General features: G+C 49.4%; 29 protein-coding genes. 24 read left to right on the plus strand and 5 right to left on the minus strand.

Features of this window, described 5'->3' with window-relative positions; all coding sequences use genetic code 11:
- Window positions 1-108: 108 nt before the first annotated feature.
- The 19 genes from CFI03_RS25955 (at window position 109) to xylB (ending at window position 15,619) form a co-directional block, all read left to right on the plus strand.
- Window positions 109-1,956, plus strand: coding sequence for a tape measure protein (locus tag CFI03_RS25955; protein WP_248760892.1), 1,848 nt, complete (start codon window positions 109-111; stop codon window positions 1,954-1,956).
- A 63-nt stretch (window positions 1,957-2,019) separates the two neighbouring features.
- The gene (locus CFI03_RS25960) at window positions 2,020-2,808 is read left to right on the plus strand and encodes a LysM peptidoglycan-binding domain-containing protein (protein ID WP_248760901.1); all 789 of its coding nucleotides are present in this window, start codon (window positions 2,020-2,022) and stop codon (window positions 2,806-2,808) included.
- A 5-nt stretch (window positions 2,809-2,813) separates the two neighbouring features.
- Window positions 2,814-3,788, plus strand: a complete 975-nt coding sequence (locus CFI03_RS25965) for an XkdQ/YqbQ family protein (RefSeq protein WP_248760903.1) — start codon at window positions 2,814-2,816, stop codon at window positions 3,786-3,788.
- Window positions 3,785-4,039 (plus strand): DUF2577 domain-containing protein, encoded by a 255-nt coding sequence (locus CFI03_RS25970; RefSeq protein WP_248760905.1) that lies wholly within the window; start codon window positions 3,785-3,787, stop codon window positions 4,037-4,039. Before CFI03_RS25965 ends, CFI03_RS25970 begins: the two co-directional genes overlap by 4 nt.
- Window positions 4,036-4,413 (plus strand): DUF2634 domain-containing protein, encoded by a 378-nt coding sequence (locus CFI03_RS25975; RefSeq protein WP_248760907.1) that lies wholly within the window; start codon window positions 4,036-4,038, stop codon window positions 4,411-4,413. The genes CFI03_RS25970 and CFI03_RS25975 overlap by 4 nt, the downstream gene beginning before the upstream one ends.
- Window positions 4,414-5,475, plus strand: a complete 1,062-nt coding sequence (locus CFI03_RS25980; RefSeq protein WP_248760910.1) for a baseplate J/gp47 family protein — start codon at window positions 4,414-4,416, stop codon at window positions 5,473-5,475. It begins immediately after the preceding gene.
- 2 nt (window positions 5,476-5,477) lie between these two features.
- Window positions 5,478-5,873 carry a phosphoglucomutase gene (locus CFI03_RS25985; protein ID WP_248760912.1) on the plus strand — a complete coding sequence of 132 codons (396 nt, stop codon included), beginning with the start codon at window positions 5,478-5,480 and terminating at the stop codon, window positions 5,871-5,873.
- 4 nt (window positions 5,874-5,877) lie between these two features.
- Window positions 5,878-6,900 carry a DUF2793 domain-containing protein gene (locus CFI03_RS25990; RefSeq protein WP_248760914.1) on the plus strand — a complete coding sequence of 341 codons (1,023 nt, stop codon included), beginning with the start codon at window positions 5,878-5,880 and terminating at the stop codon, window positions 6,898-6,900.
- Window positions 6,900-7,316 carry a tail fiber protein gene (locus CFI03_RS25995; RefSeq protein ID WP_248760922.1) on the plus strand — a complete coding sequence of 139 codons (417 nt, stop codon included), beginning with the start codon at window positions 6,900-6,902 and terminating at the stop codon, window positions 7,314-7,316. The genes CFI03_RS25990 and CFI03_RS25995 overlap by 1 nt, the downstream gene beginning before the upstream one ends.
- 4 nt (window positions 7,317-7,320) lie before the next feature.
- Window positions 7,321-7,944 carry a YmfQ family protein gene (locus CFI03_RS26000; RefSeq protein ID WP_248760924.1) on the plus strand — a complete coding sequence of 208 codons (624 nt, stop codon included), beginning with the start codon at window positions 7,321-7,323 and terminating at the stop codon, window positions 7,942-7,944.
- Window positions 7,941-10,412: a phage tail protein gene (locus tag CFI03_RS26005; protein WP_248760927.1), complete on the plus strand. Its 2,472-nt coding sequence runs from the start codon at window positions 7,941-7,943 to the stop codon at window positions 10,410-10,412. The genes CFI03_RS26000 and CFI03_RS26005 overlap by 4 nt, the downstream gene beginning before the upstream one ends.
- Window positions 10,409-10,573: a hypothetical protein gene (locus CFI03_RS26010; RefSeq protein WP_248760936.1), complete on the plus strand. Its 165-nt coding sequence runs from the start codon at window positions 10,409-10,411 to the stop codon at window positions 10,571-10,573. Before CFI03_RS26005 ends, CFI03_RS26010 begins: the two co-directional genes overlap by 4 nt.
- Entirely contained in the window at window positions 10,570-10,752 is a 183-nt protein-coding gene (locus CFI03_RS26015) for a hypothetical protein (RefSeq protein ID WP_248760938.1), read from the plus strand. Before CFI03_RS26010 ends, CFI03_RS26015 begins: the two co-directional genes overlap by 4 nt.
- A gap of 39 nt (window positions 10,753-10,791) precedes the next feature.
- Window positions 10,792-11,085, plus strand: a complete 294-nt coding sequence (locus tag CFI03_RS26020) for a hypothetical protein (protein ID WP_248760940.1) — start codon at window positions 10,792-10,794, stop codon at window positions 11,083-11,085.
- Window positions 11,085-11,324, plus strand: a complete 240-nt coding sequence (locus CFI03_RS26025) for a hypothetical protein (RefSeq protein ID WP_248760942.1) — start codon at window positions 11,085-11,087, stop codon at window positions 11,322-11,324. Before CFI03_RS26020 ends, CFI03_RS26025 begins: the two co-directional genes overlap by 1 nt.
- On the plus strand, window positions 11,314-12,099 hold the full coding sequence (locus CFI03_RS26030) for a glycoside hydrolase family 25 protein (RefSeq protein ID WP_248760944.1): 786 nt from the start codon (window positions 11,314-11,316) through the stop codon (window positions 12,097-12,099). Before CFI03_RS26025 ends, CFI03_RS26030 begins: the two co-directional genes overlap by 11 nt.
- 243 nt (window positions 12,100-12,342) lie before the next feature.
- Window positions 12,343-12,555, plus strand: coding sequence for a helix-turn-helix domain-containing protein (locus CFI03_RS26035; RefSeq protein WP_248760946.1), 213 nt, complete (start codon window positions 12,343-12,345; stop codon window positions 12,553-12,555).
- 213 nt (window positions 12,556-12,768) lie between these two features.
- The gene (gene xylA / locus CFI03_RS26040; RefSeq protein ID WP_248760948.1) at window positions 12,769-14,082 is read left to right on the plus strand and encodes a xylose isomerase; all 1,314 of its coding nucleotides are present in this window, start codon (window positions 12,769-12,771) and stop codon (window positions 14,080-14,082) included.
- Window positions 14,083-14,122: 40 nt separating this feature from the next.
- Entirely contained in the window at window positions 14,123-15,619 is a 1,497-nt protein-coding gene (gene xylB, locus CFI03_RS26045; RefSeq protein ID WP_248760951.1) for a xylulokinase, read from the plus strand.
- A gap of 122 nt (window positions 15,620-15,741) precedes the next feature.
- Here xylB and CFI03_RS26050 read toward each other — a convergent pair whose 3' ends face one another.
- The 3 genes from CFI03_RS26050 to CFI03_RS26060 are packed head-to-tail and all read right to left on the minus strand — an operon-like array spanning window position 15,742 to window position 18,156.
- Window positions 15,742-15,927, minus strand: a complete 186-nt coding sequence (locus CFI03_RS26050) for a twin-arginine translocase TatA/TatE family subunit (protein WP_015846706.1) — start codon at window positions 15,925-15,927, stop codon at window positions 15,742-15,744.
- A 49-nt stretch (window positions 15,928-15,976) separates the two neighbouring features.
- Window positions 15,977-16,534, minus strand: a complete 558-nt coding sequence (locus CFI03_RS26055; RefSeq protein ID WP_248760954.1) for a RidA family protein — start codon at window positions 16,532-16,534, stop codon at window positions 15,977-15,979.
- Between the two features lie 17 nt (window positions 16,535-16,551).
- Window positions 16,552-18,156, minus strand: coding sequence for a flavin monoamine oxidase family protein (locus CFI03_RS26060; RefSeq protein ID WP_201008171.1), 1,605 nt, complete (start codon window positions 18,154-18,156; stop codon window positions 16,552-16,554).
- A gap of 384 nt (window positions 18,157-18,540) precedes the next feature.
- Here CFI03_RS26060 and CFI03_RS26065 point away from each other — a divergent pair, with 384 nt between their 5' ends.
- From CFI03_RS26065 to CFI03_RS26075, 3 genes are all read left to right on the plus strand, one after another.
- Complete coding sequence (locus CFI03_RS26065; RefSeq protein ID WP_201008170.1) at window positions 18,541-18,771, plus strand: MerR family transcriptional regulator; 231 nt, start codon at window positions 18,541-18,543, stop codon at window positions 18,769-18,771.
- The gene (gene tatC / locus CFI03_RS26070) at window positions 18,768-19,520 is read left to right on the plus strand and encodes a twin-arginine translocase subunit TatC (RefSeq protein WP_248760965.1); all 753 of its coding nucleotides are present in this window, start codon (window positions 18,768-18,770) and stop codon (window positions 19,518-19,520) included. The genes CFI03_RS26065 and tatC overlap by 4 nt, the downstream gene beginning before the upstream one ends.
- Window positions 19,521-19,794: 274 nt before the next feature.
- Window positions 19,795-21,525, plus strand: coding sequence for a methyl-accepting chemotaxis protein (locus CFI03_RS26075; RefSeq protein WP_248760967.1), 1,731 nt, complete (start codon window positions 19,795-19,797; stop codon window positions 21,523-21,525).
- Window positions 21,526-21,532: 7 nt separating this feature from the next.
- On the opposite strand, the gene CFI03_RS26080 is transcribed toward CFI03_RS26075, so the two are convergent.
- Window positions 21,533-22,420 (minus strand): helix-turn-helix domain-containing protein, encoded by an 888-nt coding sequence (locus tag CFI03_RS26080; RefSeq protein ID WP_248760970.1) that lies wholly within the window; start codon window positions 22,418-22,420, stop codon window positions 21,533-21,535.
- 194 nt (window positions 22,421-22,614) lie between these two features.
- Between CFI03_RS26080 and CFI03_RS26085 the strand changes: the two genes are divergently transcribed.
- Complete coding sequence (locus CFI03_RS26085) at window positions 22,615-23,007, plus strand: hypothetical protein (RefSeq protein WP_236013510.1); 393 nt, start codon at window positions 22,615-22,617, stop codon at window positions 23,005-23,007.
- A gap of 27 nt (window positions 23,008-23,034) precedes the next feature.
- On the opposite strand, the gene CFI03_RS26090 is transcribed toward CFI03_RS26085, so the two are convergent.
- On the minus strand, window positions 23,035-24,315 hold the full coding sequence (locus tag CFI03_RS26090) for a BaiN/RdsA family NAD(P)/FAD-dependent oxidoreductase (protein ID WP_248760979.1): 1,281 nt from the start codon (window positions 24,313-24,315) through the stop codon (window positions 23,035-23,037).
- Window positions 24,316-24,429: 114 nt separating this feature from the next.
- Between CFI03_RS26090 and CFI03_RS26095 the strand changes: the two genes are divergently transcribed.
- Window positions 24,430-25,266 (plus strand): alpha/beta hydrolase, encoded by an 837-nt coding sequence (locus CFI03_RS26095; RefSeq protein ID WP_248760981.1) that lies wholly within the window; start codon window positions 24,430-24,432, stop codon window positions 25,264-25,266.
- Window positions 25,267-25,318: the final 52 nt, after the last annotated feature.

Genomic DNA, 25,318 nt, shown 5'->3' on the forward strand with positions numbered 1-25,318 from the left:
AGGCCTTTATCATGGCATCCATCGATATTCGGATTAAGAAAGAGAAGGAAGCCGCGAGGAAAAGGTAATCGACACGTTATTTCGGATTTGGAAAGGAGGTGAAAGATAATGTCTAAGCTTCGTGTGGCACTACGCTTGGCCGATGAAATATCGGGGCCGCTTGCCAGCATTATTAATCAATTTAGTTCATTAGAGCAATCCTTTCAGAAAGCTGCCGCCCAGCAAGAGAAAGTAAATGGGGCAGTTGAGCAGGGACAAGGCATCGTAGGATTGTTGGATAAAGGGATTAGGAGTGTTATTGATAAGTATGTATCGCTCGAAAGTTTACAGAGTGGTATGAAGCTGAGCGATGATTATATGAATTCGATCAACCGGATCAACGCGATTAATGACAACTTGCATACGAGCCAACAACTGCAGGATAAAATCTTTGCAGCTGCAGAGCGTTCAAGAGGAAGTTATTCCGACATGCTTGCCATAGTTGGCAAGTTTAGTGCTGCTGATGCGTTTAAAAGCAACGATGAGGGGATCGCTTTTGCAGAGCTTATGCAGAAATCGTTCCGGCTTGGCGGAACCGGTATGGAGGATCAGAAGACAGGAATGGATGAGCTTGCTGGTGCCATGTCGGAAGGAAAGCTGGAAGGTGACGGATTCCAATCCATTCTAGAGAATGCCCCGATGATCGCAAGCGCAATTTCTGAGTTTACTGGTAAATCAGAGAGCGAATTGCAGACGATGGCTGATAAAGGAGCCCTTACCGCAGACATAATTAAAAATGCTATGTTTGCGGCCTCGGGCGATATTAATTCGAGCTTTGCCGGTATGCCAATGTCCTTTGGTGACTACGTTACACAGATGCGAAACATAGCTTTGCAATCCTTTGGTCCGGTTATTGAGCAAATAAGTCAGCTGATTAATAGCCCTGCAGGAGAGCAGTTTATGCAAGGATTTGGATCGGCAATTGAATTTGCAGCTCAATTGGCAGGACAGCTTTTAACGGCCGTATCTAATGTAGTTGGCTTTATAAGCGAGAATATGCCGATTATAGAACCCATCCTATGGGGGCTGGTAGCTGCCATGGGGAGTTTATGGTTAATTACCCAAATGGTAAACATCGTGCAGTTAATTTTAAATGCTACGATGAAAGCGAACATCTATGTCTTAATCATTTCGCTTGTTATTGGTCTAATTGTATGGCTAGTTAAACTTTGGCAGACGAATGACCAGTTCGCAGCAGCTTTAATGCGTGCCTGGAACAGCATCCTTAACTTTTTTGGACAAATCCCTGGATTCTTTTGGGGCATGGTTGAAACTGCAATAACTCCGTTTGTGTGGCTTGCTGAAAAAATCGGTTTTATTTATGATACCGTAATAAATGGAATTATTGATGGTATTAATCATGTTTTGCAAATTGTTAATAAAGTTACTGGCTCGTCCTTTGAAATTCAAGGTCACTTTAGTATCGAGAACCTTACTGATGACATTCAATCTTTTGCAGCAGCTCAAAAAAAGGATGCTTTCGCAAAGGCTGCAGATCAAGCTACTAAGCGTGAACAGCAAGTCAAAGATACGATGGCTGAACGTGAAGAGGAACGCTTGAAGAAAGAAAAAGAAAAGAATACCCCACCCGATTATGACAAATATGTAAACCACACGCGTTCCTTGCAAGGAACAATACCAGAAATCGCTGGCGGCGCCGGAACTATTCCCAAGGTCGGAGAAGTGGGTGAAGTCGGCAAAATCAACAATACGGTTGACATCTCCAGCGAAGATATTGAAATGATGCGGAACATTGCCGAAATGAATGCAATACAGAACTTTGTGACGCTGACGCCGACGGTTCAAGTAACGACTGGGCCGATATCGAAGGACGTTGACGTAGACGAGGTTATCCGAAGGATCGGCAGCACGATGGAGCAGGAGATTCAGTCTTCCGCGCAGGGTGCTTACGGTTAATAGGTTATGCGAAGGCGCTCTCTATAAAGAGCGCCTTTGTACGTTAAAAAAGGTGGTGTAAAAATGGCGGAGACAAGTCCGTTCACAATGATGATCGGCTGGAACAATGGTAAGGAGGGATGGGAGTTTCCGGTCTTGCCCGACGAAATCAACATTAAACGGGATGGATCAGGCAAGGAATACAATATTGTCGGCACCGGTCCAATCAGCACGATTGAGAAGCCGGGGCTTGCGGAAATAAGCTTCAAGAGTTTTTTTCCCGGACACAATTATCCCTTTAATCAGAAAATTTCTCATTGGAAAAAGTATGATCCCGTTCTGGACCGATCCGAATCCTTGAATACGATTTTTAATGTGCTGCGCGGCATCGATTGGAAAACGAAAGTACCGGATCCCAACGCCTATGTGAATGATATAAACAGATGGATGCACAGCGGTTACCCTGTCCGGTTTATTTACGTGGGCAGCAACTCCCAGGATGATTCGGCGAAAATCAGTCTGCCGATGTCGATCGAATCCTTCGAGCGTTGGGAAGAGGCTGGTTCCCCGGGCGATATTTTCTATTCGCTTAAGTTGAAGGAGTATGTCTTCCATTACCCGCAAAAAGTCAAAGCCGTAAAAACGGCCGACGGTAAAACGAAACTCCTCAAGGGGTCTTCTACAAGATCGGATGATCGGGTGCCCCCAAAGACGTATACCTTAAAACGGGGCGACACCCTTATAAAGGTAGCTGGCATGCAACTAGGCGATAGCGCGCGGTGGAGGGATATTCAAAAGCTCAACGAAATTACGGATGCGGAGCTCAAGCGTCTGCCGATCGGTAAAGTACTTAAATTGCCGGAGAGGCGCTGATGCCCATGTTTGAGCTTATTGTCGATAACCGCAATGGAACGCTCTGGAACCTTTCCAAGCTTGTACCGGAATTAAGCTGGAGTACAAAAAGAACCGGTAAAGCCGGCACGCTGCAATTTACGATTATTCGCAACCCGACCTACCAGGAGTCTCATTATGAGATCAATTGCGGCGACGTCGTCAGGCTGCGCATGAACGATACGGTCCTTTTTTGCGGATATGTGTTTGTACTGGAGGATTCCGAGGACCGGGAATTAAAAGTAACGGCGTACGATCAGCTCCGGTATTTGCTCGAAACCGACACGTACGTGAAGACGAACGTTACCGCTACCCAAGTGTTGAAGGATAACGCGCATGATGTGGGACTTGCAGTAGGGGATATCGCGGATACGATTCATCCCATAAAGACATTTTCGCAGGATGGGCAAAAAAGGCTTGATATGATTTATAAAGCGCTTGACGAGACGTTGATCGCTAAGGGGCGCATTTACGTTTTGTATGATGATGCCGGGTATCTAACACTCAAAGATATCGATAATATGACAATCGATCTGATTCTCGGTGATGGAAGTCTCGTATACGGCTATTCGCTGAAACGCGACATTGATTCGGATACGTTTAACCGGGTGAAGATGGTGAAGGATAATCAAGAAACGGGCAAGCGTGAAGCCTATATTCTGCAGGATAGCTCAAAAATTGGCAAGTGGGGACGCCTGCAATACTATCAGAAAGTTGATGACGGGCTTAATAAAGCCCAGATCAATGCAATGATGGAACGCGTGATGGAGCTGAAGGGCCGCGAGCAGAAAACATTTAAGCTGGATGCCCTTGGCTATATCGGCATGCGTGCCGGCGTGAAGCTGCAAATCACGATTAAGGAACAGGGGATTAATCAATATTTCCTCGTTGAAGAATGCACCCATCAAATGAAAGGGGACGAGCATACGATGAGCCTGGATCTAAAGGTGTATGGCGCATGAGCATTAACGACCAAGTAAAAAAAATCGTAAAGGAATATTTAAGCTCGATACAGCCGGTGGCCGTGATGTACGGGACGGTTACGAATGTAAATCCGCTGGAAGTGAACGTTGATCAACGTCTCACCTTTTCGGCGGATTTTTTAGTTGTACCGGAGCATATCGGTTCCAGTCTGGAGCTTGGGTCGAAGTTGATCTTACTGCGTGCGGCCGGCGGTGAGAAATATGTAGTGATAGGGAGGTTGCCGGATTGATCTTGCCTGAAGGAGCGGTTCTGAATACCGCGTCAGAAGAAGTAGAACAGACCAGCCGAACCTATCGATTGGATATTGAGCGAGGGAAGATTACGGGTTTTGTTGATGGGCAGGATGCCGTAAAGCAGGCGATTTACAAAATACTCGATACGGAGCGATTCGCCCATTTCATTTATTCCGGGAACTACGGAAGCGAGAAAAGTGGAATATTCCGCACCGATTACGAGCGCTGGATTCGTGATGCTCTGTTGCAGGATGAGCGCATAAGCGCCGTTCAGGATTTCGAAATATCCGGAAGCGGAGACGAGGTTGCCGTTCGTTTTACGGCTCTTACGATTTACGGCTCCGTAGCCATTGAGAAAGGAGGATTCTAATTGTACGAAACGCAAACCTTCGAAATAATCTTGCAGCGTATGCTTGACCGGGTACCCGGCGCCATAGACAAGCGCGAAGGAAGTATTATTTACGATGCTCTTGCTCCGGCGGCAGCCGAGTTGGCCCAAATCTATGCCGATCTCGATATCAACTTGAACCTGGTATTCGGAAATACCTCGTCCGGGGAGTATTTGGCGCGGCGAACAGCGGATTTCGGAATCGAACGCCAGCTCGCCTCTAAGGCCCAGCGGCTTGGTTTATTTTACAACAATGAAAATGTACTTATGGAGGTTCCGATTGGCAGCCGTTTTTCTTTGGATGGCTTGTCCTACAAAGTAACCGAGAAGATCTCGACCGGCAATTATAAACTGCAAGCCGAGACGGCCGGAAGCGCGGGGAATGCCAATTACGGACAGATGCTTCCCATTGATTATATTAACGGTCTTGCGAAGGCGGTGTTATCAGAGGTTTTGATCCCTGGAGAAAACGAAGAGGATGATCATTCCTTAAGGCAGCGATTTCTAGCAAAGGTGCAAAAACCGGGAACCAGCGGGAATGTATCCGACTATAAAAACTGGGCCTTATCCGTGTCCGGTGTCGGAGCGGCTTACGTGAAGCCTCTGTGGAACGGGCCGGGTACGGTAAAAGTGACCATCCTGGACAGCGAGATGCGACCCGCATCCGCGGCTTTGACCGAGGAAGTGCAAAACTTCATTTGTCCGCTGCCGGGGATGGGACAAGAGGTGGCTCCTATTGGGGCTATCGTAACCGTATCCCCTGCCGAGGGAGTGGCCGTAAATCTTACGGCTAAGCTGATTCTGAGCGGTTCGGCATCCTTGGCGGATGTCCAGAAGAACGTTGAATCGGCGATTGCCGCCTACCTGAAGGGACTCGCGTTTGCGGAGGATCCTTCTCCTAAATACGTTCGTATCGGTGCATTGCTTCTGGATATTGAGGGAGTTAACGATTACTCCTTCCTGCAGATTAACGGGGGCATATCCAACATCCCGATATCCCCGGATCAAGTAGCCATACTTGGAACGGTGAATTTGGAGGTGTAAGCATGCCTTATCATTTTGTACCCAAATTAAATGCCAAAACAAATGGAAGCCTTTATGTAGTAGAAGAAAGAGTGAAGATGACGGGCGGTTCGTATGTCGGATTTCTGGCGCACGATAACATCCTGGAGAGTACGATTCGTGTCTATACGGGGTCGAAATATACGGGCTCGTTAGTCAAAGACGTTGTCGTCTCTATACCAGCGGAAACGCCATGGAGGCGTCAGGTCAAAATCTTTTCAAATGCGGATGAAGTTTACGTGACTTACGAGACGCCGGGCGATGTCGTTGAGGCGGATGATATTAACGGGCTGCAAGAAAGTCTGGCCGCAACGCAGAAAGAAATCGAGGATTACAGAACCAACGGTGTTGTTGACGGGGGATCTTTTATAGGGGAGTGATGGAATGGCTCAAACGATACAGCTGAAAAGGGGCACAAAAGCCCAACTGGATGCTCATGGGCCTCTCGTATCCGGCGAAATGGGATTTTGTACGGACACGAAAGAAGTTTTTATTGGAGACGGCAGCGCAAATACGCTTATCGGACGGGCGATGTCCGGGACGGAGGCCGCAAGGCCAACGGCATCCGTTTTGGGACGTCTCTATTATGTGACAAGCGGAACAAATGCCGGTTACATGTACTTTGACAGCGGCACGGCCTGGCAAGCGGTCAACGCGAGGAAATTAACGGAGTTATCGGGCTCCTTGGACGATATCATTGATGGATCAAGCTACGGCAAAGTGTTAAAAACCGATCTTTCAAGCGGTCACGTTAATAAGATTTCGGATGGATCGAACACTTTGACGGCGGCGGAACTAAGAGGACATCTCAATGACGCCAGTCTGCACAGGCAGATTAACGATTCCGGTTTAGCAGTAACGGATTTATGGTCGGCCCAAAAGATTAGGAATGAGATCGAACTGGCAAAAAGAAATATTGAGCCGCAAGCTTCCGTAAAAAACCGGACAACGACAGCTCCACCATCAACCCCGGCTGATGGCGACCGTTATGTCATCCCTGGCAGCGCAACAGGCGTCTGGTCGGGCAAGACCAATCAGATTGCGGAATGGCAATCGTCCACCTGGACGTATTATCCGCCTGCGGTTGGCTGGACCTGCTATGTCGACGATGAGCAAAAGATTTACTCCTGGAACGGATCGGCGTGGGTTCGAACTGGCGGCGCGCTCCAAACGGTTGGGGCCGGCAACGGCCTAACGGGCGGAGGACAAGCAGACAGCGTGACTCTAAATGTTGGAGCGGGTAACGGGATTGCGGTTGCAGCAGACGCTATTTCAGTCGTGGCAGGTAGCGGTATCACGGTTGGCTCAAGCGGTGTTGCCGTTAATATTGATGCCGCCGCTATTATCTACGATGCTGCGAATGGCAATAGGCTCACCGTAGGAACCGTAGACGGCGGAACGTTCTGATGTCCAGGAGAGCACTAATTCAGATCCGCCGGGGACTGGAGATCAATATCGGTTTGCTGGCCGAAGGAGAGCTTGGTTATTGCACGGACAGCCAGAAGCTTTATATCGGAACCAGCGGAGGAAACGTTGTGCTTGTTGCTGCCCAGACTGCCGGAGATATGCTGAAGTCCATCTATGATACGGACAATGACGGAAAAGTAGACGCTGCCGTTGCTGCAGACAACGTTCCATGGTCTGGCATAAGCAATAAAACGGCAGCTTCCGTTACCGCGGCAGGTATCGTACAGCTTAACAGTACGGTTACGAGTACCAGCACGGTGCAAGCAGCTACCGCAAGCGCGGTGAAATCGGCTTACGATTTGGCCAGTGGAAAACTAAGCCCTAGAGTGACTTGGAATCAACTTAAGGGGGTGTGAACGTTTGGCATACGGAAATGAAGTCTATGGGGCGCTGGCATACGGAGCGGAGGAGGGGGAGGATGGCAATAGCAATCCTAGCGGTATTGATTTATTAGCCTATCTACCTTCCTATTACAGAGAAATAACCGAAATGAAAGAGCTTCAAGAAGCCGCCGGTTATGAATTTTCGGAGCTTGCTGAGAAAAGTAATGATCTGCTGGACCAGAGTTTTATCGACACGGCAACCTGGGGATTGATGCGCTGGGAAAGCGAGCTGGGCATTGCGGCGAATCGCGCACAGTCTTACGAACGGCGAAGGGAGCAATTGAAGGCTAAGTTATACGGTTCCGGAACAACAACGAAACAGATGATTATCGACACGGCGGCGGCTTTTTCCGGCGGTGAAGTCGCGGTGAATGTGTATCCGGAGCAATATCTGTTTGAAATTATCTTTGTCGGATCGAAGGGGATACCTCCAAACATGCCGGGCTTTATCCAGATGCTTGAGGATATCAAGCCAGCTCACCTGGCTTATAGCTTCAACTACATTTATACGGTTTGGGATAACCTGGCGGAATTATCTTGGGGAGATGCCCATGCAAAAACATGGTCGGAATTAAAAGTATACGAAGGAGGAACGCAATGAAAACGACAAGTAATCTCGGGCTGATGAAGCCCGAAGGAACAGATGTTGTAGATATTGAGAATTTTAATACCAATGCGGATACGCTGGATACCACGATCGGCGCAATGTCCACTGTGCCAACCACGGCAAAAAATATTGCCGGGGCAATTAAAGAAATCCATACGGCAATATCAAATCTGGACACCACGATTTCGGATGGAGAAATTACAACAGCCAAGTTGGCCGATTCGGCCGTTACAACCGTCAAGCTTGCCGCCAATGCCGTAACCGGAGCCAAAATGGCGAACAGTACCGTGACAGCTACACAGCTTGCCGACGGAGCAGTAATTTCGGCAAAACTTGCGGATAGCGGTGTGAGCGCGGGGACCTACAAGAGCGTGACAGTGGATGGAAAAGGCCGAGTGACTGCGGGGTCGAATCCAACAACGCTCAGCGGATATGGGATTACGGACGCTGCGCCTTTGGCTAGCCCGGCATTGACAGGGACGCCTACGGCGCCGACGGCCGCGGTTGGTGCAAATACGACACAGATCGCAACGACTGCCTTTGTTAACTCATCAACAACGGCAGCAAAAATTTCTCCGGCGTTTACGGGAACTCCTACGGCACCTACGGCAGCGGCCGGAACGAATACGGCGCAGATTGCGACAACTGCTTTCGTTAATGGTGAAGTTGCAGTGTTTGATGCCTCTATTGCTAGCCTTGAAAAGGAATTGGCTTCTTTGAAGCTGGTATCCACTCTGAAAGATGTGGTAGACGGTGCATCAGATTACTTTTTCGATGACATGACAGCTGAACCAACGCCAAGAGGATCGATTGCCTATTACGATTCTTATTCTGCTTATCTTCAAACTGCTGTAAGTACTGGGGCATTGACTTGTATGGTGACGAGTGTTTACGGGCTACGAGTTGGTATGGAAGTCACATTCCAAAGCCTGTCCACGAACACAATCGTAGACCGTCCGGTTATCACAGCCATTAACTCTACTACCCGTACATTCACCTTTACGCCAGCTCTGCAGGCCTCGTATTCGCAGGGGGCGGCGGTTTATAGATCATACGGCGCGAAAACAGCGAGCACAGGCTTAAAATTTAAGCAAGTGAGAGGGGAACTTCCTTTTGATCTATCCGGTTCTCTTCAAGGTAATATCCTATCAGCAACAGCCTTTACTGGATCAATTGGCAACTACGCTACTAACGTAGCTTCTTCAGTCAAATTTTCATCTGACTTCAAATACGTGATGGAATGTTCTTGGAACGGAACTAGTACGGGGTTCTACAAACGTGATGGAGACAAATATGTCGCACTTACTACTTTGGGAAGTTCAGGACTTCCTACAGCCAATAGTATGGGGGCATTCGATATTTCGAAGGACGGGAAGTACGGGGCTTATATTGTAAACGGCGGGGCCCAGCTTCTTATTTGGAAGAACGAAAATGATTCATACGTTCCACTCCCAACGGCTAACATCGTGGGTGTACCTGAAGGTGGTTACTCCCTGACTTTCTCACCTAGCGGAAACTATCTTATCTGTGCAAGCACCGCTACAACCAAACGGATTCAAATCTGGAAACGAGTGGGGGATACATTTACTCTTCTGTCCAACCCGTTAAACATTGTCCCAACATCCAACATCAACACTCCGAGCAGTCAACTTGCTGAAGCGTCTACTATTGTGTGGTCACTGGATGAAAATTATTTGATGTTTCCTACGTCATCTGCACCTTACTGGTGCATGTACAAACGTTCGGGGGATTCGTTCACACAACTGGCTGTACCTATTGGCAATCCATCTGTATGGTCCGTTGGTATTTCACCTGATAATTCACGAGTCGTACTGAACTGTAGCTATTTGTTAGTCTATACCTTTGTCAACGATACCTTTACGTTGCATAAAACAATCAGTCAAGTTAGAAAAGGGAAAATTTGGTGGTCTCCGGACAGTAACTATTGTGTTGTAACAAATAGCTGTATTGACGGCGGCAGCAGCGATTACGCGGGGATTAAGTACACGGTCAAGGATACGTCCACAACTTATGGATACTACGGCCTAACTGGTGGTACAGGCAACAACTATGCTTGGACAAGTATTATAGATGAATCGGGTTCGTATTACTACGTTTCATCGAAGTCGAAGGTGTTTGCTAATTATGGGGCTACAATTGATGTACTTCAGATGGATATTCGATTCACTATGCGGAACACAGATCCCATAAACTCTGTTATCGCTTTTGCAGAATCTGATAGGACTGCCACGGTCACGGCAGCTGTATCTGCAAACGGTTCGGGTAATGAATCCTATTTGGGGACAGTTACGACTGAAGACATGACTTCAACTAGGAAACTTACAACGGTTTCAACTGCCAACTTGAATAAAGGTAATGCGGCGGTCCGGATCACAATGAGCAGGGCAAGTACCACTTTTGATCCTATACTTTCCAAAGTTACGGGGGCTATCCAAAAATGAGGTATAAAAACGTAAATGGTGAATACATCCCTATTGTTGGGACGGAAAAAACTGACAACGAGCAAGTCGAGGAGATTGTAAAAGCTGATGTTCCGTCGAGACTTGCTGACATTGAGCTTGCGATTGCAGAACTATTTTCTAAAGGAGATACTCAATCATGACAATGGCCAATTACAAGATCCGAATCATCGCTAGCGCTTGCCTGACTCGATATAATGCGGGCGAATGTAATATTGAAACTATCATCGACAGCTATGATCTGCAAGTAGAAGATAGAGAATTAATTATCGATCAAATCAAAATAAAACGTCCAGAACTTAATTTCAGCTCCGCTGTATAAGCGGGGCTTTTATTTTTGAATAGAAAGCAGGTGATAAAAATGAATTGGAACTCAATTACAGTTGTAATTGGAGTGTGCACTGGTCTAAGCGGTATTATATTGGGCTGGCTGGGACGGTCGCGCTCTATTAGAAGTGACACAGCAGCCGAAGCCGGCAGGGATGCGACCTTGCGTACGGACGTTGAGTATATCAAACGTGGTGTCGATGATATGCGCGTTGAACAGCGGATACAGGGGCAGCGGTTCGATATTTTGGCGGAACGGGTTACCAGAGTAGAGGAGTCGTCCAAACAGGCTCACAAACGGCTCGATCGATTGGAGGCAGAGCACTAATGGAACAACAAGATATTCTCACCCTAGCCGCCCTTGTGGCGGCTTTTGTTGGTGTGGTAAAAGGTTACGGTGTCCCGACTAAACATAGCTCGGCCATTGCTATTGGTGTAGCAGCTATTTTCGTCCTCGTGCCTTCAACGGTACGAGATACTATTATTAACATTGCCGTAATCGGGCTAACCGCATCGGGTGCATACAGTTACGTCAAAACGAAGGACAATGGCAAGGATGCAAGCTAAATCAGCCAGTAACGTTAAGATCATTGACGTCTCTCATCATCAAGGTTCGATAAACTGGGCAACGGTAAAATCGGACGGCGTACAGGGAGCGTTCATTAAGGCGACGGAAGGCAGGACAATCCTCGACGATAAACTGGAGGCGAACGCCAAGGGAGCCGCGAAAGTCGGACTTATAATAGGCTATTATCATTATGCTCATCCGGAGAATAACGATCCATTGATGGAGGCAGCCTGGTTCGCAAATGCGTTAAAAGACTTTCCAGCCCAGTTTCCGCATGTCTTGGACGTGGAAGGCAAGGCATCTGCCATTGGCGGAGATCAATTATCCGAATGGTGTCTAACCTGGCTTCAGGAGGTAGAGCGCCTTACCGGGCATCCAACGATGATTTATACGGGGGCAAGCTTCGCGAAGACATACTTGAACAAGCAGGTTGCATCCTTTCCGTTATGGATTGCTCATTATGGCGTAGAGTCTCCGATGCCGAACAGCACATGGGAAAAATGGTCCGTGTTCCAGTATACGTCTAGCGGGAATGTAAAAGGGATAGCCGGCAATGTTGATATAAACGCCATGGAGCTTGATTTTTTCGATAAGCATGTTCATCTTCCTGAGTCTATGAGGGAGAAGGAATACATGCTCAAACCCGCTGATGCGAACAAAATCATTCCGTTTTTATCGGCTGCTTATAAGGCAACGCAAGATTCGGAAGCACGGGAAGAACTGCATCGGCTGGCCAACGAACTACGTAAAGCGTCAGGGCAAAAAGAACAGTAGGCATGAAAAGGAGCTCAAACACAGAGAAAGAGTGTTTGAGCTCTTTTTTGCTTGTTTTCAGGTGATTTTTAATACTCCGAACCCTATTTCCAAATTATTTTCAACTTGCAATAGGAACGTATGTTTGGTATATAATAGGAACACACGTTCCTATTATATAGTCTTCCTATATAGCAGCGAAGCGTAAGGATTTCGGAATTGGCATCTTCAAATATGAGGATCAGCTATTATCAGGAGGGTAGTGTGATTCGAGTGGTCTTTACATTTAAAGAAATTCGCCTTGCGAACCAACTGGAGGTTAGTGACGTTGCTGCACGAATAGGTGTTTCCAATGACTTGTTATTGGAGTACGAGAAGGACAGCCGCTTGATTCCATGCGGCATAGCCATGAGATTATGCGCTCTTTATCGCGTACCTACAATTGACCTGATTTATATCGGTAAGCTGCCGGACTAGAAATGGCAGTTTTTTATTTCCCTTTTACTTCAGTGTATTGAAGCGAACGAAGGGGAATATTACTCCTGAAAAAATGTTAAAAAATATCTTAGTTTGTTTAATAGACAAACTAAGTTGCCCGTGCTATATTATTGGTGAGCGTTTTCAAAACACATTTAGCTAACGAGAAGATTGAACTTATACTCGTACATTTTAAAGGAGGATATTCATCTCATGACTTATTTCGCTAACATCGGCAAGATCCAATTCGAAGGCAAAGGCTCCGACAATCCGCTTGCATTCAAACACTATGATCCTAAACAAGTGGTTCTTGGCAAAACAATGGAAGAGCATCTTCGTTTCGCGGTTGCTTACTGGCACACTTTCAACGCTAACGGTACGGATCCGTTCGGTAACGCAACGATGGTCCGCGGCTGGGACAAATTCGACGGCCTGGACCGTTCGAAAGCTCGCGTAGAAGCTAACTTCGAATTCCTGGACAAAATCGGCGCGCCGTTCTATGCGTTCCATGACGTGGATATCGCTCCTGAAGGTGCTACGCTGCAAGAAACGAACAAAAACCTCGACGTTATCGTCGCTATGCTGAAAGACCAACAACAACAAACCGGCAAGAAATTGCTGTGGAATACGGTTAACATGTTCTCGAACCCGCGTTATGTACACGGCGCTGGCACAACTTGCAACGCTGACGTATACGCATACGCTGCCGCGCAACTGAAAAAAGGCCTTGAAGTCGGTAAAGAGCTGGGCGCTGAAAACTATGTATTCTGGGGCGGCCGCGAAGGCTACGAAAACCTTCTGAACACGGACATGGGCTTCGAGCTCGACAACCTTGCCCGTCTGTACCATATGGCTATCGCTTACGCGAAAGAAATCGGCTTCGACGCTCAATTCCTGATCGAGCCTAAGCCAAAAGAGCCAACTAAACACCAATACGACTTCGACTCTGCAACAACAATTGCATTCCTGCAAAAATACGGCCTGAAAGACTACTTCAAGCTGAACCTTGAAGCAAACCATGCAACGCTCGCCGGCCATACTTTCGAGCATGAAATCCGTACGGCTGCAATCAACGGCATGCTGGGCTCCCTTGACGCTAACCAAGGCGACCTGCTGCTCGGCTGGGATACCGACGAATTCCCAACTGACCTGTACTCGACTACACTGACGATGTTTGAAGTTCTGAAAGCCGGCGGTCTGACTCGCGGCGGCGTTAACTTCGACGCGAAAGTACGCCGTGGCTCGTTCGAAGATCAGGATCTCTTCCTGGCTCACATCGCCGGTATGGATTCCTTCGCTTGGGGTCTGAAAGCGGCTGCGAAGCTGATCGAAGAAAGAATCTTCGACCAAATCGTTGAAGACCGTTACAGCAGCTTCAAATCCGGCATCGGCGCTGACGTTGTTGCAGGTAAAGCTACCTTGGCTTCCCTTGAAGCTTACGCTTTGCAAAACAACCCGATCGTTAACAAATCCGGCAAGCAAGAGCGCATGAGACTGATGCTCAGCGAAGTTATTTTCAGCGTTTAATTAGCTGGGAAATAACTTAGGCAACGGGAGGATTACGTCAATGAGTTATGTAGTAGGTATAGATTTAGGCACAAGCGCCGTAAAGGCATTGCTCGTTGACAAGAACGGAACGGTAGCTGCGGAAGCATCCCGCAGCTATCCGCTGTTCCACGAGCATTCCGGCTGGAGCGAGCAAAAGCCGGAGGACTGGGTTCAAGCTACAATCGAAGCTTTAAACGAACTTGCTTCATCCAATGGCATCGCTGCCGACCAGATTGAAGGCATCAGCTTCTCCGGACAGATGCATGGCCTTGTGCTGCTGAACGCAGAGAACAAGCCTGTACGCAACGCAATCCTGTGGAACGATACGCGTACAACGGAGCAATGCCGCGAGATCGAGCGCACGCTTGGCGACAAGCTGCTTGGCATTACCCGCAATCCGGCGCTTGAAGGCTTCACGCTGCCGAAGATTCTGTGGGTTCGTCAATACGAGCCGCAAGCGTTCGAGCAAGCGAAGCTGTTTGTGCTGCCGAAGGACTATGTTCGTTATGCTCTGACTGGCGAGCTGCATATGGATTATTCCGATGCTGCGGGCACTTTGCTTCTTGATGTAGCGGGGAAAGAATGGAGCGGTGACGTGCTTGCCGCGTTTGGCCTTCCTTCTAGCTTCTGCCCGCCGCTGGTAGAATCCCATGGTCTCGTAGGCACTTTGCTGCCTGAGATTGCGGAACGCACCGGGCTTCAATCTTCGACAAAAGTATTTGCCGGCGGCGCCGACAATGCTTGCGGAGCGATTGGCGCCGGCATCCTGTCCGAAGGACTCACATTGTCGAGTATCGGTACTTCGGGCGTTATTCTCGCTTACGAGAATGACAAGGACAAAGACTTCCAAGGCAAGGTCCATTTCTTCAACCACGGCAAAGAAAATTCCTTCTATGCGATGGGCGTAACGCTTGCCGCAGGCTACAGCCTGAGCTGGTTCAAGAAAACCTTTGCTCCTAACGAATCGTTTGACGAAATGCTGCAGGATGTAGGCGAAGTAAAACCGGGTGCGGGCGGATTGATCTTTACGCCTTACCTCGTTGGCGAGCGTACGCCTCATGCCGATCCGGCTATCCGCGCAAGCTTTATCGGCGTAGACGGCTCGCATGAACGCATTCATTTTGCCCGTGCGGTAATGGAAGGAATCACGTTCTCGCTTAACGAGTCCGTTGATCTGTTCCGCAGCGTTGGCAAAACGGTCGACAAGGTGGTTTCCATCGGCGGCGGCGCGCAAAATCCGGTATGGCTGCAAATGCAGGCGGATATCTTTAACGCAACGGTTGTTGCGCTTGAGAATGAACAAGGCCCGGGCCTTGGCGCGGCAATGCTCGCAGCTTACGGCTGCGGCTGGTTCGACAGCCTGGAAGCTTGCGCGGAGCAATTCGTGAAGCATGCGGCTTCGTATGAACCTCAGCCTGAAGCGGTTGAGACGTACAAAGGTTTGTTCCGTATTTACCAGCAGGTTTACGCGCAGACGCGCGGCATGAACGAAGAGCTTGTTGCTTACCGCGGTTAATTACCGCACCATATACGCGAGTTGATACCGTTTCTTCCGGTTAGCCGGGAGGAACGGTTCTTTTTTGGTTTGGGACAAAAGAGAGGCCGTACCCGGCAGGAAGGGTACGGCCTCTCTAAATGCTAGGACTTGCTCTCGGATACGACTTCTTCCTTCGTATCGGAGACAAGCTCCTTCGCCGACGACTTGAACTCGTGAAGCGTGCGGCCTACGGCCCGGCCTAGCTCAGGCAGCTTGGAAGGGCCAAAAATGATCAACACGACAACAAGAATCATCATAAGACCAGGGAATCCAACGTTTTGAAGCATACGATCATCTCCATTCTATTGTTATTTTGCATTTTAACTCTAATTAAAATCAGTCTTGGTTATGATTGCTTGGGTAAGCGGCAACGGCTTCGATCTCGATCAGCCAATCCGAGTTGACAAGGCTTGCGACACCAACGGTAGAACGCGCCGTTTTGACGGGGTTCTCTTTGGTATTGAAGTATTTGGCATAGGCTTTATTCCATCCGTCAAAGTCGAATTTGCCTCCTTTTGCGGCATCAGGCGCTATGTATACGCGCAGATACGTGACGTCCTTCATGGAGAGGCCTTGCGCTTTCAGCAGGGTCTCGATATTTTTAAGGACGCTGAGGCCTTGCTTTTCGGTATCGCCGTAACGATCGTAGATCGTTTTGCCTTCCTTGTTCACGACGGAAGGGACCGTGCCGCTTGTTTCGAACGTTGCCGTGCCTGCCGGCATCGCTACAGCGCTAGAGATCGCGGAAGAGGGATTGCCGTAAAATTCAGGCTCGTGAATAGGGGCGAGCGGGTATTTATTGGGCGTGACCGCCGCGTATACGCTGGCCGTTGCGGCGAGGCAGGAGATTACAATCGCCCCGGCGAGTACTTTCATTTTTCCAGTCATCTTCATTATAGGCTCCTCCTTGTCTATTCCTTCATGACGCGCTCGTGAATGTCGGTAACAACCGAACGCGCGGATTCAATGCCGCCTGCCATCCAGGCCGTAATGTAGCTGATATGCTCGCCTGCCAGATAGACGCGGCGGTCAGGCTTGCAGAGCACCGGATAGTTGGTTTTGCGGTCGTCTTCCGAGTAGGAGACCCAGCTGCCTTCGTTGTATTTGATCGTTTTCCAGTTCACGGAGAACGAAGATTCAAATTCGTTATAGTATTGCGGGTGAATTTTGCCGCCTTGTTCAAGCGCATGCGCTTCGCGTTCTTTGAAGGATAACGCGCCGATCTTGTCCGCGTTGGCGCCTTGGGCATAGTAGCCAAGCAGCAGACCCTTCTTCGCAAAATAATTCGTTGGCGGATAATAGATCGACGAGATATCCATATTCGTCAGCGTATTGCCGCCGTAGATTTGATCGTCTTCCTCCCAGAACCGCCGTTTGAACTGCAGACCGATTTTACCCGCGTTCGCGTATTTCGTGTTGTTGATGGCCTTGGTCATCTCCGGAGACAAATCATGCTTGATGTTCTTCAGTACGGAGAGCGGGATCGTACAGATCAGGAAATCGCCTTCGATTTGCTTGGCTTCGCCGTTCAAGAGGTCGGTATAGGTCACCTGCACCTTATCTCCGACATGCTTGAACTCGGTTACTTCGGAGTGGAATTTAATCCGGTTGCCAAGCCTTTTCTCAAAAGCCTTCGGAATCGCGTCAATGCCGCCGACAGGATGGAACATCATCATTTGCTGATCATAGCTGTACTCGCTTGCGAAGAAGTTGCCGAAGCCGGAATTAATGATCGCCTTCATCTCGAACGGATCGCGGATAACGCCGGCATCAAGCCTTGAACCAGGCTCATCCTTATAGCCGCCGCGGGACGATCCCTTGTAGAAAAGATCGGCGTCGAGATTGCCTTCGGAGCGGAGATAAGCGACGATTTTCTCCTTTTCCTCCGCGGAAACCGGAAGGTCCAGTCCAGGCTGATTGATGGATTTGGCGAGCAGCTCGTTGACGTAGCCTCTTACATCGGCCTTTGCCGCCCGCTTGCGGACGCGGGTACCGGACAAAGCTCCGACGTTTTCATTGTAATAGTAGGCACTTTCGTTGACGTTGTTGAACGGCTCCATCGCAATGCCGAACTCGCGGCAGTAATCCATCGTGACGTGGAACTGCGGGATACGCATCGGACCCGCATTCAGGTACATACCGTCATCAAACCGCGCAACCTGCTTTTGTCCGCCAAGCTCAGTTACCGTCGTACCGCGGCGTACGGACCAGTTACGGCCCCCGGAACGGGCACGGGCTTCAAGGATCGTACAATTATAGCCGGCTTTGCCGAGCTCATAAGCTGCTGTCAGGCCGGCGACGCCAGCGCCGAGGATAACGACTTTTTTGCCCGATCGGTTAGTGCCTTTCAGATCCCAGCTGGATGGAGGCTCATACTCCGCTGCTTTCAGCGTCTCCGGCGAAAATAACCCCATCGTCCCCATTACGCTAAACACGGCGGCGGCACCGCCGATTTTGCCGACCGTCGTCAGAAATTGTCTGCGCGACAGTTCATTTGGCGTCTCTTTTGTTTCCATGCCCGTCAACTCCTTCGCTTGATCGATTTGCTCGTCTCGGAAAGAAATGTAGCACGGTTTTTCAAGCCTTCGCCAACATTTTGTTAGAAACTCTTACATAAATAAAATTTATTACTAAGATAAAAATAATCAATCGAAAACAGATTATTAGGTAATTATAACCATTTATAGGTGCGGGTAGAGACTCCATATCTCATAAAAACGCAGGCTACTCCAGCATTTGAACACAAAGAATGTTCGTTTTGTTCGTTTGGGTTCATCTAATTCGAACAAGCATACCAGGGCTATCGGTCCCATTGACGAAGAAACAGACCGCTGATATATTTCGAATCAAAGAAGTTTATGTTAGAAAACATTACATAACCGTTAGGGAGGCGTGTGACGATGAAGGACAAAGTGATGAGTATTGGAATCGTTAGCGACTTAACTGGTTTGACGGAAAGACAAATTCGATATTACGAGGAGAAGCAGTTGGTTTTTCCGGTGAGGACCAAAGGCGGGGCACGCAAGTATTCCTTTGACGATGTTGACCGCCTGAAGGAGATTAATGACAAGCTGAGGGACGGCTTCCATACCTTTGAGCTGAGAAAACCCGGAAGGTTGTGCAGCGAATGAAGAGGATTGAGGAGACTATGACGCTGCTTGGGCATTTGACGGAGCTGCGCAGCCGGATCTGGAAGATTCTTATCGTGGTGCTGCTGTCGCTTGGAGGGGGACTATATCTATCGCCGAAGGTGCTTCGTTATTTGAAAAGCGTGCCTCCTGGCTCGGAAATGACATGGAACGTATTCTCGCCATGGGACGGCATCCGCATGTATATGTCGGTTGCGCTCGTAATCGCCTTGGCGGTATCGCTGCCGTTTATTTTGTACCAGCTGTGGGGCTTTGTGAAGCAGGGGCTCCATCCCGGGGAGCGGAACGCCGCTTTGCGGTATGTGCCGTACAGCGTGATCTGCTTCTTCACAGGGCTGGCCTTCGGTTACTTTGTGGTTTTCCCGATGAGCTTCTCCTTCACTTCCAAAATAACAAAAAGCATGGAGCTTGTAGAGACGTATGGGGTTGCTCAGTATTTCGGGTTTATGTTCAATATTGTGCTGCCGCTCGCGATTGCGTTCGAACTGCCGGTTATCGTTATGTTTCTGACCAAGATTGGAATCCTGACGCCTAAAGCTCTTCATAAAATGAGAAGATACGCGTATCTGGTGCTAGTCGTCGTAGCCAGCTTGATATCTCCGCCGGAGCTGATTTCCCATCTGCTGGTATTCGTTCCTCTGGTGGTTTTGTACGAGATTAGCGTTCTGCTCTCAAGAATGGTGTACGGAAAAAGAAAGGCCTCGGCCCTTGCGGAAGTTTCCGGAGCATAAAGCTTATTCTATTGTTAACAGCCTTGGCTTATAGCCAAGGTTGTTTTTAATTTCTACTAGCCGGGCCTCCGCGCCTAAAGAAAGCGAAGCCATCTTACCTTGTGCGGAAAAGATTAAAAGCTTTTGCTTTTTATCCGCTAATTGAACTGCCGCAGACAAAAAGCGAGTAAATACGGCAAAATCATGGATTTCCTGCATGCTTATGAAGTTGGTTGTTATTTACATGTAAGATATACTAACATCATAATCGAGCAAGTCCAGAGGAGGGCTTTATATGCCGCAAACATTCACAAACAAATGGAAGTGGAAAATCTCGGTAAGCCAGAGGCTGACGTTATCCTTCCTTGCAATCGTTATTATTTTGGCGGCGAACGGCGCGCTCAGCTTTAACCGGATGGGCAAGCTGACAAGCAACGCGCAGGAGATCTCGCAGGTGTGGCTGGCTAATATAAAAGCCATTAACGAAATCAATTATCTGAACGAGCATATGCTGACCATCCAATACAAGATGGCGTGGGAAGGCAATCCGCTGAAGCGCAAGCTGCTGGAGGAAGACGGCGAATATACGATCGTTGTTCTGCAAAAGAAGCTGCAGGAATTTATGTCGCTTCCGAAATCGGGCGATGACATGAATTTGTCCCGTAATCTGGAGGGGGAGTGGAAGGCCTATCTGGCGTTATACCGGAATGTCATCCGTTACTCCAATCTGGAGGAGGAGAAGCAGGTCGGCGATTCCCTGATGTCATCGGAGCAGTCTTTCAGTACGATGCAGTCTTACATAAATACGCTTATCCGGATTAATGAGGAAGGGGCGAAGGCTGCCGAGCAATCCAGCGAAAAGATTAACCGCGAGGCGGTAGTGACCATTGCCATAAGTCTTGGTGCCGCGCTTGTTCTGGTTCTCGCCCTGCTCTATTACGTGCGCCGGACGATCTCCCTGCCAATCAAGCGCTCCTCGGATGTTATAGCCGAAGTGGCCGCGGGCTCGCTTTCGGTTGCTATTCCGAAGGTAAGGAGCAGAGACGAGATAGGGGTTATGGTGCAAGCGCTGCAAGGGATGGTTGACTCTCTGCGGACCACGATGCAAAGCGTGCTGACGGCTTCAACCAGCATCTCCGCGGCTTCGGAAGAGATGCTAGCGGCCTCCGAACTAAATGCCGGCACGGTCGAGCAAGCTTCCGCTATGTTCCGGGAAGCGGCATCGGGCTCGCAGGAGCAACTCCACAGCTTCGAGGAAATTTCCCGCTCAACGGAAGAGATGGCTCGTGGAACGCAGCGTATTGCGGAAAGCAGTTCTATCGCGACGAAGCTGTCGGCAAATGCGGAGCTGCAGGCGAAGGAAGGGGCGGAGGCGATAGGAGAAGCTGTCCGGACGATGACGGACATCGATGACACCGTTCAGTCAGCATCCGAGCATGTCGCGCTGCTCGAGAGCCGCATGAACAACATTGGCAGGATCACCGATTTTATCGGCTCCATATCCAAGCAGACTAATCTGCTCGCGCTTAATGCGGCAATCGAAGCGTCAAGAGCGGGTGAAGCGGGAAAAGGTTTTGCTGTTGTCGCGGAAGAGGTTCGCAAGCTGTCAGTCCAGACGGCAGCCTCCGTTTCCGATATTGCCGGTGCAATAGGCATGATTAAGGAAGATATGATCCTTACCGTTCAAAAAATGAGCGCGAGCCGAGCGGAAACGATAAAGGGTCTGGAAAAAGTAAACGCGGCAGGCCGCTCCTTCCGTCAAATTACGACCGCGGCAGGAGAAGTGTCCGGCAAAATCGGCGAGGTTGCGACCGCTGCCTTGCAGCTTGCCGCAAGCTCGGAGGAGGTGTCCGCCTCTATCGATCAACTGACCGAAATCGCGCGCCGTACCTACGATATTGCCAGGGAAGTCGCGCAAAGCGCGGACAAACAAACCGCCTCGGCTGAAGAAATTGCATCTGCCGCAGGCGGTTTGACCGATATCGCTCAAGATTTGAACGAATTGGTTATGAAGTTCCGTTTCTAACAATCTTCTAATAACGTTTAAAGCCGCTCCATATCGATTCCGGCTTTACCCCCAGTTCTCCGGCTATCAATTCGGCCGTAAGACGCTGGGGCTTTTTGATTTTGCCGTTGCGGATTTTGGAGATGGTCGTAAGCGATATTAAGGTTGATTGCGCCAATGAGGTAGCCGTAATGTTTTTGCTCAGCATCAGCATGCGGAGCTTGTAGGCGGCATCCTCTTCCCGCGCCGACTGAAGCGTGCCGGTCAGCAGAACGACATAACCCTTGAACTCTTTGTTTCCGTGGAAGAAGGGCTTGATAATAACCGTTGTCATCCGGAGCTGATCGCCGAGATACAGCCTCACATCGGTCTGCTCGGTAGTGCCGTGAGCACGCGAGTATTCCATGATGCGGCGGAGAGGTTTGCGGCTTTCGTCCGCGATATGGTCAAATACGGACTGATTCACCAGATTGATTGGTTTGAAGGGCGAATAATAGCGGGTTGCGTTTGTGATTCGGAACTGCTCGGATATTCCAACGCTCATCAGAACCTGGTTATCCATCGCGTATTCTTCGATGTATTTTTCCTCCGACAAATCCTTGCAGATTATAATGAAGCAAGTCTGTTCGCTTGAGGGCAGTCGGCGGCTGGTAAAGCGTACGGGAATGGGGGTGGTCGATTTGGAGATTAACTCCTGTTCGAGCGACTGTTCGTTATCCTCGCTAAGCTGGGTCATAAGTCCGCCGAAGGTAAAGCCTCTTCTTAACAGCCCGTCAGGGTCTGCATCGGTCAGCTCCGCTTTTTTGTATCCGGTCAATTTGGTAAAGGCATAATTAATGTCACGTATATACCATCGGTTATGCTCAAGCTCGACGATAAACATCGGATCAGCCAGCAAATAAAACACGTTCTCCATTGTTTTGTCACCTTCCTGGGAGTTATTATGTGAATATCGTTTTAATGTGACGTATGGTGTAAATAAACCTAACGTATAAGAGTATAACTTAAATTATATAAAGTTTTGTTGAAATGACAACACCTTTCATTCATAAAAGTGGGGAATGTTAGGGAATCTTAATATATTGGAAGCCTATCGAAGGAGATGAGATGATGAGTTCGGCTATTTTATTTGATTTCGCTGACTCCTTTAGCGCTGCGCTTGCGCGGGATACCCTGCAGGAGCTTGGATACGAGCCGTTAATGCACGAGGGAAACCGACTGCATATTCACGTGGACGGAAGCGACTTGACCTCGGCGCTGGAAATTGCCATGTCTCATGGCGGCCAGTTGGTGGACCAGTCTGCGATTCAGAACGAGGCTGTCACGGATACGGCTTATTCCCTGAATGCCATTACGATTCCGGCTCATATCGTGAACGAGGATTGGATTGGGGCAGAGGAAGCAACAGACCTGCACAACCGGGATGACGATGCGGATACGACCAATGAGTTTCTCCCGGATCCCGGTGAGTACAGTCATTTCTCCGGGGATGTGCACACGTAATAGAGGAGAAAAAGGAAAAGCGCGGCGTCAGCTGCTTAAAGCAGCCGATGCCGCGCTTGTTCCTGCGCTGTGGCCCGTAGTAAATGCGGCCGTAATATTGTAGCCTCCCGTGTAGCCGTGAATATCGAGCACTTCCCCGCAGAAGTAAAGCCCCTGGGCGAGCTTCGACTGCATCGTTTTTGGATCGATCTCCTTCAGGTGCACCCCGCCGCCAGTAACGAATGCCTCTTCAATTGACAAAGTTCCGTTAACCGCAACAGGGAATTGCTTCATCCGTTTGGCCAGTTCGCGCCATGGTTCCTTCGGAATGTTGTCGTACGTGACATCGCCGTTAATCTCACATTGGCGCAGAAGGAGCTCCAGCAATCTTTCCTGCACATAGCCCTTCAGCACGTTTTTGACAGCTTTCTTGGGATCAAGCTTGGCAAGCTTCAGCGTCTCGTCGAAGATTTCGGCCTCCGTACGACCCGGAAACAGATCGATGGTAACGAGGGCCGTCTGTCTGCCGCTCTCGGCTTCCGAAGCTTTCTTAAGCTCTTTAACGACAAACTGGCTGCAGCGCAGCGCCGCCGGTCCGGATAAACCGAAATGCGTAAAGAGCATATCTCCTTCATGGGAAACAAGCTTTTTGTTCTTGGCATTCCATACGGTCAGCGTAACGTCGCGGAGCGACAGGCCTTGCAGCTCCTTGCTGCGAATCCACGGCTCGGCAGAGGTGAGAGGCACCTCCGTCGGGTATAGATCGGTAATCGTATGCCCGGCTTTTTTCGCCCATGGATAGCCGTCGCCCGTAGAACCCGTATGCGGAACGGATTTTCCGCCGGTAGCGACAACCACGGACTTGCTATGGATAATCTCGTTGGAAGCGAGTCTGATGCCGGTAACGGCGCCGTTCTCGTACAGCACTTCCTTCACCGGCATATTCGTTCGGATCTCGACGCCTTGCTCCTTCACCTTCCGGATCAGAGCATCCACAACCGTCTTCGCTTTATCCGATACCGGGAACATCCGTCCGCGGTCCTCTTCCTTCAAGGCAATGCCCATCCCTTCAAAGAAGGCGATGATCTCCCGGTTGCCGAATTGATTTAGAGCGCTGAACAGGAACCGCCCGTTTCCGGGAATATTACGGATCAGTTCATCCATTTCATTCGCGTTGGTTACGTTGCAGCGGCCTCCGCCGGAAATGCCCAGCTTGCGTCCAAGCTTGTCCCCTTTATCGATAAGCAGGGTAGACGCGCCAGCGCCGCTGGCGGCAACGGCAGCCATCAGACCGGACGGTCCGCCGCCGATAATAATTACATCAAACATCGTTACATTGCTCCTGACTCATACGTTTTCTTCTTTACGTATTGTAACATTCTTTTTCTTATTTATTGAAATATAATGAAGACAACTTTAAACCCATAAAGGAGCGAATAACGCATGGAGCGGACGGATTGGCGGTTCAGCGGGGCGAACGGCATCGAAATTTACGCAAGAGAATGGCTGCCGGATAACCGGGAGCCAAAAGCCGCGGTTTGCATTGTACACGGCATGGGAGAGCATGGAGAACGGTATTCGGCAGTTGCGGAGCGGCTGACAAGCGATGGTTATGCCGTGCTGGCTCACGACCAGGAGGGTCATGGCCGTTCCGCGGGGAAGCGCGGACATCTCTCTTCAATAGAAACAGCGGTCCGTAACACGGGACTGCTGCTTGAGCAGGCGAAAGAACGGCACCCGCAGCTTCCTTGCTTTCTTTACGGCCACAGCATGGGCGGCAATGTAGCGCTCAATTCCGCTCTGCGCCTAAAACCTTCTATTGAAGGTCTCGTTTTGAGCAGTCCGTGGCTGCGTCTGGCGAAAGGCCCCAATGCCGTTATGAAGGCTCTGGCCAGATTGCTTGTAAGCATTATGCCCAAGCTGTCGCTGTCAACGGGGATCAGTCCCGACGATCTGTATCGTCCCGGTTACGATCAAGCCGTAACGTTCCTCGGGGATCCTCTATGCCATAGCGCCATCACAATTAGGACCTTTCACATCATGACGGATGCCGGTGAATGGGCTATCATGCATAGTAACGAGCTGCATGTTCCGGTACTGCTGGTGCACGGGACGGGAGATAAAGTGACCTCGTTCGATGCGAGCAAAGAGGTTGCCGAGCGCCTCGGAGACCGCTGCAAATTCGTTAAATACGAGGGCGGATACCATGAATTGCATAACGATATTTACGCCGTTCATTTGTTAAATATTATTTCCAATTGGCTGGGAAGGCGATTGTAAAATAATGAGAGTTGTGATTTAATCGGACTATCAGGTGAATAGGTGAAGACAG

This window comes from Paenibacillus sp. ATY16 (assembly GCF_003399985.2).
Lineage (GTDB): Bacteria > Bacillota > Bacilli > Paenibacillales > Paenibacillaceae > Pristimantibacillus > Pristimantibacillus glycanilyticus.